Source organism: Enterobacter genomosp. S, from assembly GCF_001631805.1.
GTDB lineage: Bacteria > Pseudomonadota > Gammaproteobacteria > Enterobacterales > Enterobacteriaceae > Enterobacter > Enterobacter quasihormaechei.
In genome coordinates this window covers 449,372-462,216 of the sequence record NZ_LVVA01000012.1, presented here as the reverse complement: position 1 = coordinate 462,216, position 12,845 = coordinate 449,372, and the positions used below count along the sequence as shown (strand labels likewise).

Here is a 12,845-nt window from a genome sequence, read left to right as displayed (position 1 = left end):
AGCCTGTCGGTGCAAATTTCCACAGAAAATCGCTGATCGGACTTGTTCGGCGTACAAGTGTACGCTATTGTGCGACTCGAAACTTTTTATAGTGCGACTTACAGAGGTATTGAATGAAACGTGCAGTGATTACTGGCCTGGGCATCGTTTCCAGCATCGGTAATAACCAGCAGGAAGTCCTGGCATCTCTGCGTGAAGGACGCTCCGGGATCACTTTCTCTGAAGAGTTTAAAGATTCTGGAATGCGTAGCCACGTATGGGGTAACGTTAAACTGGATACCACCGGTTTAATTGACCGTAAAGTGGTTCGTTTCATGAACGATGCCTCTATCTATGCCTATCTTTCCATGCAGGAAGCAATCAAGGATTCTGGTCTGAGCGAAGACGCCTACCAGAACAACCCACGCGTGGGCCTGATTGCCGGTTCCGGCGGTTCCTCTAAGGCGCAGGTATTCGGCGCAGACGCTATGCGTAGCCCGCGCGGCCTGAAAGCGGTCGGTCCATACGTTGTGACCAAAGCGATGGGTTCTGCGGTATCTGCGTGCCTGGCAACGCCGTTCAAAATCCACGGCGTGAACTACTCCATCAGCTCCGCGTGTGCGACCTCCGCGCACTGTATCGGTAATGCGGTTGAGCAGATCCAGCTGGGCAAACAGGACATCGTCTTTGCTGGCGGTGGCGAAGAGCTGGGCTGGGAAATGGCCTGTGAGTTCGACGCAATGGGCGCACTGTCCACCAAATACAACGAAACGCCAGACAAAGCATCCCGTACCTATGACGCACACCGCGACGGTTTTGTTATCGCGGGCGGCGGCGGCATGGTCGTGGTTGAAGAGCTGGAACACGCGCTGGCGCGTGGCGCGCACATCTACGCTGAGATCGTGGGCTACGGCGCAACGTCTGACGGCGCTGACATGGTTGCTCCATCCGGCGAAGGCGCGGTGCGCTGCATGAAGATGGCGATGCACGGCGTTGATACCCCAATCGACTACCTGAACTCCCACGGTACCTCTACTCCGGTAGGCGACGTGAAAGAGCTGGGTGCGATCCGCGAAGTGTTCGGCGACAACAGCCCGGCTATCTCTGCCACCAAAGCCATGACCGGTCACTCTCTGGGTGCGGCGGGCGTGCAGGAAGCGATCTACTCTCTGCTGATGCTGGAAAACGGCTTTATCGCCCCGAGCATCAACATCGACGAGATGGACGAGCAGGCTGCTGGCCTGAACATCGTGACCGAAACCACTGAACGTGAGCTGACGACCGTTATGTCCAACAGCTTCGGCTTCGGCGGCACCAATGCCACGCTGGTGATGCGCAAGCTGAAAGCGTAAGCGTTTGAAGGTATAGTAGAAGGGAGCCGTGCGGCTCCCTTTTTTATGCCTTAACACGGAGTTATGCATGAAGGCTGTTACCCCTGAGAAGAGCGCTCCTTCCGGGAACCTTTCCCTCTTCCGCATCGCCTTTGCGGTGTTTCTGACCTATATGACCGTTGGCCTTCCGCTGCCGGTGATCCCCTTGTTCGTTCACCATGAGCTGGGCTATGGCAACACCATGGTCGGCATTGCGGTGGGCATTCAGTTTTTAGCGACGGTGTTAACCCGGGGCTACGCCGGGCGTCTGGCGGACCAGCACGGCGCAAAACGCTCGGCATTGCAGGGCATGTTTGCCTGTGGACTGGCGGGTGGCGCCTGGCTGCTGGCGGCGCTGTTGCCGATAGATGCAGCGTATAAATTCGCGCTGCTGGTAGTGGGGCGCCTGATCCTCGGCTTTGGCGAAAGCCAACTGCTGACCGGCACCCTGACCTGGGGAATGGGGCTGGTGGGGCCTGCGCGTTCCGGTAAAGTGATGTCCTGGAACGGGATGGCGATTTACGGCGCGCTGGCGGCAGGGGCGCCGCTGGGTTTGCTGATCCACAGCCAGTTTGGTTTTGCGGTACTGGCAGCAACCACTATGGTTTTACCGCTGCTGGCGTGGGCGTTTAACGGTTCGGTACGTAAGGTGCCCGCCCATAAAGGCGAACGTCCTTCGCTGTGGAGCGTGGTGGGGCAAATCTGGCAGCCAGGGATGGGGCTGGCGCTTCAGGGAGTAGGCTTCGCGGTTATTGGCACCTTCGTCTCTCTCTATTTTATGAGCCGCGGCTGGGCGATGGCGGGCTTTACGCTGACGGCCTTTGGTGGCGCGTTTGTATTAATGCGCGTGCTGTTTGGCTGGATGCCGGATCGCTTTGGCGGCGTGAAGGTGGCCGTGGCGTCACTGGTTATTGAGACGGTAGGTCTGGTGCTGCTGTGGCAGGCTCCGTCCGCCTACGTTGCGCTACTGGGTGCGGCATTAACCGGCTGCGGCTGCTCGCTGATCTTCCCGGCGCTGGGCGTTGAGGTGGTGAAGCGTGTCGCACCGCAGGTGCGCGGCACGGCGCTGGGCGGCTATGCGGCGTTTCAGGATATCTCCTACGGAATAACCGGACCGCTGGCGGGCGTGCTGGCGACGTCGTTTGGCTATCCTTCCGTATTTCTCGCCGGCGCGGTTTCTGCGGTGGTGGGGATCGTGGTGACGCTGGTGGCGTTTCGCAGAATTTAACTGTTGTTGCCGGGTGGCGGCTGCGCCTTACCCGGCCTACGGTTCGAGCCGTTGTAGACCCGGTAAGCGTAGCGCCACCGGGCAAATCCTCAGGCAACCAGCCAGAAAATCGCCAGCGCAATCATCAGCGCGATAAACATCAATCCCGGACGGGCAGAGAGCGTTTTATACGTGTCGACGATCGGGGCAAACAGCGGGCTGTAGATGGGCTGAACGTTACGCACTTCCGGCACGCCGCCTTCCCGCTCGGCGCGGCGAATAAAGATTTGATTCAGTAAATCCTGTACCTGCGCGGTGGTCAGCACCGTTTGCGGCGTGGCCTGCCAGGCCTGCTGGGCATATTCCCGAACAGCTTCAAATTCTTGCCGCTCAAGCGGCTGCTTAAGCGACGCCTGCACCGTATGCAGCGTCGGGGCAGTCTGGGCACTGAGCGTCTGACGCGCCTGGAGCCAGGTGACCAGATGGGTAAACTGTTTTGCCGGGATCAGCTCGCCCGCTTTCACGCCGGAAAGTTCCAGCATGGATTGCCAGATGAGCTTTGTCGGTTCGCCAGTGGCGGCAGCCAGCTTTGTGACCATCTGCTTGAGCGTATTATGCTCCGCTGGCTGCAATGGCCGTTCTGTCGACGGGCGCTGTTGCGGCTGCGGAATTGAAAGCTGGTTGCTTTGCAGCAGGGTCAGCACGGTTTTCAGCTGTTCCGGCGAAAGCTGGCTCAGGGCGGTATGACCGTACTGTTGACGGATAAAATCACTCACCGCCTGGCGATTATTCCCCTGTCCCAACAGCTCGGTCAGCTGCGAGACAATCTGGCGGGTAGTATGTTGCTGCTGTGCGCTGGTAAGACGCTGGTTCAGGTTTTGTTCAGCGGCAGGGAAATGGCGCGACTGGAGCGGCGCATCGTTTCTGACGCCCAAATCGTGCTTAACGCCGGCCCATACCTCTGCGTTTTGCTGCGAGGTCAACGCAATAAGGCGCGTGATCAGACGCTCCAGCACGGTGCGCTGTTGCGTGGAGAGCGGCTGTTCGCCTGGCGTGTTGGGCGCTACGGGGCCTTCACCCGGAGGGCGCGGAGGCGTACCTGAAATGGGCTGCATCGTCAAAAATCCTTAAAGTCAAACTCTGCGTAACCGGGCGGAGATATATGCCCGGCGGCGAGATTATGGCACACTTGGCAGGTTTACTTCCTCTCAAACAGGTACTCAGACGTGAAAATCCTCGTTGATGAAAATATGCCTTACGCCCGTGAGCTGTTCAGCCGCCTGGGCGAGGTTAAGGCTGTCCCTGGTCGCCCGATTCCGGTCAGCGAACTGGACGATGCAGACGCCCTGATGGTGCGCTCGGTGACCAAAGTAAATGAGGCACTGCTCACCGGCAAAGGGATTAAATTTGTCGGGACGGCAACGGCCGGGACCGATCATGTGGATGACCAGTGGCTTAAGCAGGCAGGGATTGGTTTTTCAGCGGCGCCAGGTTGTAACGCCATTGCCGTCGTGGAATACGTGTTTTCCGCATTATTGATGCTGGCCGAGCGCGATGGGTTTACGCTGAAAGACCGCACCGTAGGTATTGTTGGCGTAGGCAACGTCGGCGGACGTCTGCAAAAGCGTCTGGAAGCCTGGGGCGTTCGCACCTTGCTGTGCGATCCGCCGCGCAAGGATAACGGCGATGAAGGCGATTTCCGCACGCTGGACGAACTGGTCGACGAGTGCGACGTCATCACCTTCCACACGCCGCTTTTCAAAGAGGGGCTGTACCGGTCTCTGCACCTGGCCGACGAGACGCTAATCCGCCGTCTGAAGGCTGGCACTATTCTGATAAATGCCTGCCGCGGTCCGGTGGTGGATAACACGGCGCTGCTGAAATGTCTCGACGAGGGACAAGATCTGAACGTTGTGCTGGACGTCTGGGAGCCCGAGCCGGATCTTAACGTCGCATTGCTGAATAAGGTGGACGTGGGGACCGCGCATATTGCGGGCTATACCCTCGAAGGCAAGGCGCGCGGCACGACTCAGGTATTTGAGGCCTACAGCGCCTTTATCGGCCATCCGCAACAGGTGGCGCTGGATACGCTGCTTCCCGCACCGGAATTTGGTCGCATCACCCTTCATGGCCCGCTGGATGAGGCAACGCTAAAAAGACTGGTGCATTTGGTGTATGATGTGCGCCGCGATGACGCGCTGCTGCGTAAAGTGGCGGGTATTCCGGGTGAGTTTGACAAGCTGCGCAAAAATTACCTTGAGCGCCGCGAGTGGTCCTCCCTGTATGTGATGTGCGATGACGCCCCCGCGGCGGCGCTGCTGCATCAGCTGGGATTTAACGCCGTTCACCACCCGGCACGTTAATGTCTTTCTGCTCCCTGTTGGAAACGCCGACAGGGACGCGTTTTTATTTCTGGAGTAAACCACCATGTCTGAAGGCTGGAACATTGCCATTTTGGGCGCCACTGGCGCCGTGGGCGAAGCCCTGCTTGAAACCCTTGCTGAGCGCCAGTTCCCGGTGGGCGAAATTTACGCGCTGGCGCGTACCGACAGCGCGGGTGAACATCTGCGTTTCGGCGGAAAATCCGTGATGGTGCAGGATGCCGCCGCATTTGACTGGACCCAGGCTCAGCTGGCGTTTTTTGCCGCAGGTGCAGAGGCGACGGCGTCTTACATTGAAGAGGCGACCAATTCAGGCTGTCTGGTGATCGACCTGAGCGGCCTGTTCTCCCTTGAGCCGGATGTGCCGCTGGTGGTGCCGGACGTTAACCCGTTTGTGCTGGCTGATTACCGCAACCGCAATATCATTGCGGTACCAAACAGCCTCACCAGTCAGCTGCTGACCGCGCTGAAGCCGCTGATTGACGACGGTGGCCTGTCGCGCATTACCGTGACCAGCCTGCTGTCGGCTTCGGCAAATGGCAAAAAAGCCGTAGACGCGCTGGCAGGGCAGAGCGCGAAGCTGCTGAACGGTATCCCGATCGACGAAGATGATTTCTTTGGCCGCCAGCTGGCGTTCAACATGCTGCCGCTGCTGCCGGATCGTGAAGGTTCGGTGCGCGAAGAGCGTCGTATCGTCGATGAAGCGCGCAAAATTTTGCAGGATGACGGGCTGATGATCTCCGCGAACGTCGTACAGTCTCCGGTCTTTTACGGCCATGCGCAGATGGTCGGCTTTGAAGCCCTGCGTCCATTGGCGGCTGAAGAAGCGCGCGACGCGTTTGGCCGCGGCGAGGACATTGTCCTTTCCGAAGAGAGCGAATTCCCGACGCAGGTGGGCGATGCCACCGGCAGCGCGCATCTCTCCGTGGCCTGCGTGCGTAACGATTACGGTATGCCGGAGCAGGTGCAGTTCTGGTCCGTTGCCGACAACGTGCGTTTTGGCGGCGCGCTGATGGCGGTCAAAATCGCGGAAAAACTGGTGCAGGAGTATCTGTACTGATGTCAGACGTGGAGCAAAAGCCGGTCCACAGAATTGCCCTCGGCATTGAGTACGATGGCAGTAAATACTATGGCTGGCAGCGTCAGAATGAGGTGCGCAGCGTCCAGGAAAAACTGGAAAAAGCGCTCTCTCAGGTAGCGAACGAACCGATCAGCGTCTTCTGCGCGGGCCGCACCGATGCCGGGGTTCACGGCACGGGGCAGGTGGTACACTTTGAAACCTCTGCGGTGCGCAAAGATGCGGCCTGGACGCTGGGTGTAAATGCGAATTTACCTGGTGACATTGCCGTGCGTTGGGTGAAAGCTGTGCCGGATGATTTTCACGCGCGCTTCAGCGCGACGGCGCGGCGCTACCGTTATGTCATCTACAACCAGCGCCTGCGCCCGGCCGTGTTAAGCCAGGGCGTGACGCATTTTTATGAACCGCTGGATGCAGAACGTATGCATCGCGCGGCGCAGTGCCTGATTGGAGAAAATGATTTTACGTCGTTTCGTGCGGTGCAGTGTCAGTCCCGTACGCCGTGGCGTAACGTCATGCACATTAACGTCAGTCGTTATGGCGCGTATGTGGTGGTGGATATCAAAGCCAATGCCTTTGTACATCATATGGTGCGGAATATCGTGGGCAGCCTGATGGAAGTGGGCGCCGGACACCAGCCGGAGAGCTGGATTGCAGAACTGCTGGCGGCGAAGGACAGAACGCTTGCGGCAGCAACGGCGAAAGCGGAAGGGCTGTATCTGGTTTCGGTGGATTATCCGGACCGGTTCGACCTGCCAAAACCGCCAATGGGCCCGCTGTTTTTAGCGGACTAAACAAAGGCGCAATTAAGGCTTAGACAATATGGACGTAATACGTTTTCTGATTGATTTCATCCTGCACATTGATGTTCACCTGGCGGAGCTGGTCGCGCAGTACGGCGTCTGGGTATACGCCATTCTGTTCCTCATTCTGTTCTGTGAAACCGGCCTTGTGGTTACGCCGTTCCTGCCGGGAGATTCACTGCTGTTCGTGGCCGGTGCGTTATCTGCACTGCCAACCAATGACCTGAACGTCCATCTGATGGTCGTCCTGATGATCGTCGCGGCGATTGTTGGCGATGCGGTCAACTACACCATCGGGCGGGTGTTTGGCGAGCGGTTGTTCAGTAATCCGGACTCGAAGATTTTCCGCCGCAGTTATTTAGACAAAACCCATGCGTTCTATGAACGTCATGGCGGAAAAACCATTATCCTTGCCCGTTTTGTGCCTATTGTGCGCACATTTGCACCGTTTGTGGCGGGAATGGGCCACATGTCCTATCGTCATTTTGCAATGTACAACGTGGTGGGTGCACTGCTTTGGGTGTTGCTCTTTACCTATGCGGGCTACCTGTTTGGCGATCTGCCTGTGGTTCAGGAAAACCTTAAGTTACTGATTGTAGCGATTATTGTGCTTTCCGTTCTGCCGGGTGTTATCGAAATCATTCGTCACAAACGCGCGGCAGCAAAACAAGCGAAGTAAATGCACGCTGGCGGTTCGACCACTTTTTTATCCAAAGTTTCGGGCTGTTATGTTTTAATGTGCAACATTCATGGTCTGTTGGAGGCAAAAATGGCATTATTCGCCTCTTACAGCAAAACTGGCATACGACCAGGTTCAGGCAGAAAGGTTATCAATGAGCTGGATTGAACGAATTAAAAGCAACATTACCCCGACGCGTAAAGCGAGCATTCCTGAAGGGGTATGGACGAAGTGTGATAGCTGCGGCCAGGTTCTGTATCGTGCAGAGCTGGAACGCAATCTTGAGGTGTGTCCTAAGTGTGACCACCACATGCGTATGTCGGCGCGCAACCGCCTGCATAGTCTGCTGGATGAAGGTTCTCTGGTAGAACTGGGCAGCGAACTGGAGCCAAAAGATGTGCTCAAGTTCCGCGACTCCAAAAAATACAAAGATCGTCTGGCCTCTGCACAGAAAGAGACCGGCGAGAAAGACGCGCTGATCGTCATGAAGGGCACCCTGCATGAAATGCCGGTGGTTGCCGCTGCGTTTGAGTTCTCCTTTATGGGCGGCTCAATGGGCTCCGTGGTCGGCGCGCGTTTCGTGCGTGCCGTTGAGCAGGCGCTGGAAGACAACTGCCCGCTGATCTGCTTCTCCGCCTCCGGTGGTGCGCGTATGCAGGAAGCGCTGATGTCCCTGATGCAGATGGCGAAAACCTCCGCTGCGCTGGCGAAAATGCAGGAGCGCGGTCTGCCGTATATCTCGGTACTGACCGACCCAACCATGGGTGGCGTCTCCGCAAGCTTCGCGATGCTGGGTGACCTGAACATCGCCGAGCCAAAAGCGCTGATCGGCTTTGCCGGTCCTCGCGTTATCGAACAGACCGTACGTGAGAAACTGCCGCCGGGCTTCCAGCGCAGTGAGTTCCTCATTGAGAAAGGCGCTATCGATATGATCGTCCGCCGTCCGGAAATGCGCCTGAAACTGGCCAGCATTCTGGCGAAGCTGATGAATCTGCCAGCGCCTAACCCGGACGAGCCGCGCGAAGGCGTGGTCGTACCGGATCAGGAACCCGAGGCCTGATAACTGAAAAGGGCAGGGCCGAATGGCGCTGCCCTTTTGCTTTCTAAACCGTTAATGACAACCGGGCATCATGGAAAATAAAAGTATTCCTCAAGCCACGTCGCCCCTGGCCGCGTGGCTTTCTTATCTGGAAAACCTGCACAGTAAAACCATCGACATGGGCCTTGAGCGCGTAAGCCAGGTTGCCGCGCGTCTCGACGTGCTGAAACCCGCGCCGTTCGTGTTTACCGTCGCCGGCACTAACGGGAAAGGCACCACCTGCCGCACGCTGGAATCTGTCCTGATAGCTGCCGGCTATAAGGTCGGCGTTTACAGCTCTCCGCATCTGGTGCGCTATACCGAGCGCGTGCGGGTGCAGAACGCCGAGCTGGCGGAATCTGCCCACACGGCATCGTTTGCCGCTATTGAAGCGGCGCGCGGCGAGACTTCACTAACCTATTTCGAATACGGCACCCTGTCGGCGCTGTGGCTGTTTAAGCAGGCACAGCTGGACGTGGTGATCCTGGAAGTCGGGCTGGGTGGGCGACTGGACGCGACAAACATGGTGGATGCGGATGTCGCGGTTGTGACCAGCATCGCGCTGGATCACACCGACTGGCTGGGGCCAGACCGCGAAAGCATTGGCCGCGAGAAGGCCGGTATTTTCCGGGTGAATAAGCCCGCCGTGGTCGGCGAGCCTGACATGCCTCACACCATTGCCGACGTGGCGAAAGAGAAGGGCGCCCGGCTGCTGCGTCGTGGCGTGGACTGGCAGTATGAGGTTCAGGGTCACAGCTGGCGCTTTAGCGATGCGCAGGGCGTGCTGGAGAATCTGCCGCTGCCGCAGGTGCCACAGCCTAACGCAGCGACCGCGCTGGCCGCACTGCGCGCCAGCGGATTAATGGTGAGCGAGCAGGCGATCCGCGACGGTATTCAGAACGCGCTGCTGCCAGGGCGTTTCCAGATTGTGAGCGAGTCACCGCGTCTGATCCTGGATGTGGCGCATAACCCGCACGCGGCGGCGTACCTCGCAGGATGTCTCAAATCGTTACCAAAAACCGGGCGGGTGCTGGCGGTTATCGGTATGCTTCATGATAAAGATATCGGCGGCACGCTGGCCTGCATGGAGAGTGTGGTCGATAGCTGGTATTGTGCTCCTCTGGAGGGGCCGCGTGGCGCGACTGCTGAGCAATTAATGGAACATCTCGGCAAAGGCGAAATCTACGACAGCGTGGTTTCGGCCTGGCGCGCCGCGATGGCGGAAGCTAAACCAGAAGATACCGTGCTGGTGTGTGGGTCATTCCACACGGTGGCACATGTCATGGAAGTGATGGAGGCGGGGAGAACCGGTGGCGAGTAAGTTTCAGAACCGTTTAACAGGAACCATTGTGCTGGTCGCGCTCGGGGTGATTATTCTCCCGGGTCTGCTCGACGGGCAGAAAAAGCATTACCAGGATGAATTTGCGGCTATTCCGCTGGTGCCGAAACCGGGCGACCGCGACGAGCCCGACATGCTGCCCGCGGCAACGCAGGCGCTACCTGCCCAGCCGCCTGAAGGCGCAGCGGAAGAGGTGCGTGCAGGCGATGCAGCCGCGCCGTCTCTAGACCCGTCGCGTCTGGCTGCGAACAATAACGTTGAAATCGATCCCGTACCGGTAGAGCAACCTAAACCGGTTGAAAAACCGAAGCCGGTAGAGAAAACGCAGCCTAAACCGCAGCGTGACAAAGCGGACGAGCAACTGGCGGCGGCAACGGAAACACCACCACCGGCCAGACAGGCCCAGCAGGAGCCTGCCCCGACGGGCAAAGCCTATGTCGTTCAGCTGGGTGCGTTGAAAAATGCTGATAAGGTCAATGAGATCGTGAGTAAACTGCGCGGCGCGGGATACCGTGTTTATACTTCACCCACCACGCCGGTGCAGGGTAAAATTACCCGTATCCTCGTGGGGCCGGATGCGTCTAAAGATAAGCTCAAAGGTTCGCTTGGCGAGCTGAAGCAGATCTCCGGCCTGAGCGGCGTGGTGATGAACTACAGCGCAAACTGATAAGATCTTCCCCCCTCACCCCGGCCCTCTCCCCAAAGGGGAGAAGGTTTGGGTGAGGGGGAATGGCAGACGTCCAAAGAGACGTAATAAGCCAACGGCGTTGAGCATTTTTTCAGCGCCTTTTTTATTTACGCATGGGAAGGAAATCCCTACGCAAACGTTTTCTTTTTCTGTTAGAATTCGCCCCGAACTGGATGACAGGGCGTTAAATCGTGGGACACATATGGTCTGGATTGATTACGCCATCATTGCGGTGATTGGTTTTTCCTGTCTGGTTAGCCTGATCCGTGGCTTTGTTCGTGAAGCGTTATCGCTGGTAACCTGGGGTTGTGCTTTCTTTGTTGCCAGTCATTACTACACTTACCTGTCTGTCTGGTTCACGGGCTTTGAAGATGAACTGGTCCGAAACGGAATCGCTATCGCGCTGCTGTTTATCGCGACGCTGATTGTCGGCGCTATCGTCAACTATGTGATAGGCCAGCTGGTCGAGAAAACCGGTCTGTCAGGGACGGACAGGGTGCTCGGCATCTGTTTCGGTGCGTTGCGAGGCGTGCTGATTGTGGCCGCGATCCTGTTCTTCCTGGATACCTTTACCGGGTTCTCCAAAAGTGAAGACTGGCAGAAATCGCAGCTCATTCCAGAGTTCAGCTTCATCATCAGATGGTTCTTTGACTATCTGCAAAGCTCGTCGAGTTTCTTGCCCAAGGCATAAACCCTGAGATGTGGCTTAACGAGGAAAAGACGAATGTGCGGTATTGTCGGTATCGCCGGTTTCATGCCGGTAAACCAGTCGATTTATGACGCGTTAACGGTGCTTCAGCACCGTGGGCAGGATGCTGCGGGTATCATCACCATTGATGCAAACAACTGCTTCCGTTTACGTAAGGCGAACGGCCTGGTAAACGATGTGTTTGAAGCCCGCCATATGCAGCGTCTGCAAGGTAATATGGGGATCGGTCACGTTCGTTATCCTACTGCTGGCAGTTCCAGCGCCTCTGAGGCTCAGCCTTTTTATGTTAACTCCCCGTATGGCATCACGCTTGCCCACAACGGCAACCTGACCAATGCCCACGAGCTACGTAAAAAGCTGTTTGAAGAGAAACGTCGCCACATTAACACCACCTCTGATTCTGAAATCCTGCTCAATATCTTTGCCAGCGAGCTGGATAACTTCCGCCATTACCCGCTGGAAGCCGATAACATCTTTGCCGCCGTTGCCGCGACGAACCGCCAGATCCGCGGCGCGTACGCCTGCGTGGCGATGATTATTGGTCACGGCATGGTGGCCTTCCGCGATCCAAACGGGATCCGCCCGCTGGTGCTTGGCAAGCGCGACCTCGGCGATGGCCGTTCTGAATACATGGTGGCCTCCGAAAGCGTGGCGCTGGATACGCTGGGCTTCGAGTTCCTGCGTGACGTTGCGCCGGGCGAAGCGGTTTACATCACCGAGAAGGGCCAGCTGTTTACCCGCCAGTGCGCCGACAACCCGGTGAGCAACCCGTGCCTGTTCGAATACGTCTACTTCGCTCGTCCGGACTCGTTCATCGACAAGATTTCCGTTTACAGCGCGCGCGTCAACATGGGCACGAAGCTGGGCGAGAAGATTGCCCGCGAGTGGGACGATCTCGACATCGATGTGGTTATTCCGATTCCGGAAACCTCCTGCGACATCGCGCTGGAGATCGCCCGCATTCTGGACAAGCCGTACCGTCAGGGCTTCGTGAAAAACCGCTACGTTGGCCGTACCTTCATCATGCCGGGCCAGCAGCTGCGCCGTAAGTCCGTACGTCGCAAGCTCAACGCTAACCGTGCCGAGTTCCGCGACAAGAACGTGCTGCTGGTGGATGACTCCATCGTGCGCGGCACGACGTCTGAGCAAATCATCGAGATGGCGCGCGAAGCCGGCGCGAAGAAAGTGTATCTCGCCTCTGCGGCACCGGAAATCCGCTTCCCGAACGTGTACGGTATTGATATGCCAACCGCCAACGAGCTGATTGCTCACGGTCGTGAAGTGGACGAAATCCGTCAGATCATCGGGGCCGACGGCCTGATTTTCCAGGATCTGAACGATCTGATCGACGCGGTGCGCGCCGAGAACCCGGACATCCAGCAGTTCGAATGCTCGGTGTTCAATGGGATCTACGTGACGAAAGACGTTGACCAGCAGTATCTCGACTACCTTGATTCGCTGCGTAACGACGATGCGAAAGCCGTCCAGCTGCAAAACGATCTCGAAAGCTTAGAGATGCATAACGAAGGTTGAT

At 57.5% G+C, this 12,845-nt stretch carries 12 protein-coding genes; 11 read left to right on the top strand and 1 reads right to left on the bottom strand.

Features of this window, described 5'->3' with window-relative positions; translation table 11 throughout:
• Nucleotides 1-113: 113 nt before the first annotated feature.
• Both fabB and A3466_RS09780 read left to right on the top strand, forming a co-directional pair.
• On the top strand, nucleotides 114-1,331 hold the full coding sequence (gene fabB / locus A3466_RS09785; protein ID WP_022648859.1) for a beta-ketoacyl-ACP synthase I: 1,218 nt from the start codon (nucleotides 114-116) through the stop codon (nucleotides 1,329-1,331).
• A 67-nt stretch (nucleotides 1,332-1,398) separates the two neighbouring features.
• Nucleotides 1,399-2,577 (top strand): MFS transporter, encoded by a 1,179-nt coding sequence (locus A3466_RS09780; RefSeq protein ID WP_063450419.1) that lies wholly within the window; start codon nucleotides 1,399-1,401, stop codon nucleotides 2,575-2,577.
• Between the two features lie 89 nt (nucleotides 2,578-2,666).
• On the opposite strand, the gene flk is transcribed toward A3466_RS09780, so the two are convergent.
• Nucleotides 2,667-3,671: a flagella biosynthesis regulator Flk gene (gene flk / locus A3466_RS09775; protein ID WP_063450418.1), complete on the bottom strand. Its 1,005-nt coding sequence runs from the start codon at nucleotides 3,669-3,671 to the stop codon at nucleotides 2,667-2,669.
• A 111-nt stretch (nucleotides 3,672-3,782) separates the two neighbouring features.
• Here flk and pdxB point away from each other — a divergent pair, with 111 nt between their 5' ends.
• From pdxB to purF, 9 genes are all read left to right on the top strand, one after another.
• Nucleotides 3,783-4,919 (top strand): 4-phosphoerythronate dehydrogenase PdxB, encoded by a 1,137-nt coding sequence (gene pdxB / locus A3466_RS09770; RefSeq protein ID WP_063450417.1) that lies wholly within the window; start codon nucleotides 3,783-3,785, stop codon nucleotides 4,917-4,919.
• Between the two features lie 64 nt (nucleotides 4,920-4,983).
• Nucleotides 4,984-5,997 carry an aspartate-semialdehyde dehydrogenase gene (locus tag A3466_RS09765; RefSeq protein WP_063450416.1) on the top strand — a complete coding sequence of 338 codons (1,014 nt, stop codon included), beginning with the start codon at nucleotides 4,984-4,986 and terminating at the stop codon, nucleotides 5,995-5,997.
• A complete protein-coding gene (gene truA / locus A3466_RS09760; RefSeq protein ID WP_063450415.1) occupies nucleotides 5,997-6,809 on the top strand; it encodes a tRNA pseudouridine(38-40) synthase TruA in 813 nt (270 codons plus the stop codon). The genes A3466_RS09765 and truA overlap by 1 nt, the downstream gene beginning before the upstream one ends.
• A 28-nt stretch (nucleotides 6,810-6,837) precedes the next feature.
• The gene (locus tag A3466_RS09755) at nucleotides 6,838-7,497 is read left to right on the top strand and encodes a DedA family protein (RefSeq protein ID WP_063450414.1); all 660 of its coding nucleotides are present in this window, start codon (nucleotides 6,838-6,840) and stop codon (nucleotides 7,495-7,497) included.
• A 154-nt stretch (nucleotides 7,498-7,651) separates the two neighbouring features.
• On the top strand, nucleotides 7,652-8,557 hold the full coding sequence (gene accD / locus A3466_RS09750) for an acetyl-CoA carboxylase, carboxyltransferase subunit beta (RefSeq protein WP_003861408.1): 906 nt from the start codon (nucleotides 7,652-7,654) through the stop codon (nucleotides 8,555-8,557).
• Between the two features lie 70 nt (nucleotides 8,558-8,627).
• A complete protein-coding gene (folC, locus tag A3466_RS09745) occupies nucleotides 8,628-9,896 on the top strand; it encodes a bifunctional tetrahydrofolate synthase/dihydrofolate synthase (protein ID WP_063450413.1) in 1,269 nt (422 codons plus the stop codon).
• Nucleotides 9,886-10,581: a cell division protein DedD gene (gene dedD / locus A3466_RS09740; RefSeq protein ID WP_063450412.1), complete on the top strand. Its 696-nt coding sequence runs from the start codon at nucleotides 9,886-9,888 to the stop codon at nucleotides 10,579-10,581. Before folC ends, dedD begins: the two co-directional genes overlap by 11 nt.
• 223 nt (nucleotides 10,582-10,804) lie before the next feature.
• Entirely contained in the window at nucleotides 10,805-11,293 is a 489-nt protein-coding gene (gene cvpA / locus A3466_RS09735; protein ID WP_063450411.1) for a colicin V production protein, read from the top strand.
• A 33-nt stretch (nucleotides 11,294-11,326) separates the two neighbouring features.
• Nucleotides 11,327-12,844 carry an amidophosphoribosyltransferase gene (purF, locus tag A3466_RS09730; protein WP_008502595.1) on the top strand — a complete coding sequence of 506 codons (1,518 nt, stop codon included), beginning with the start codon at nucleotides 11,327-11,329 and terminating at the stop codon, nucleotides 12,842-12,844.
• Nucleotide 12,845 lies beyond the last annotated feature (1 nt).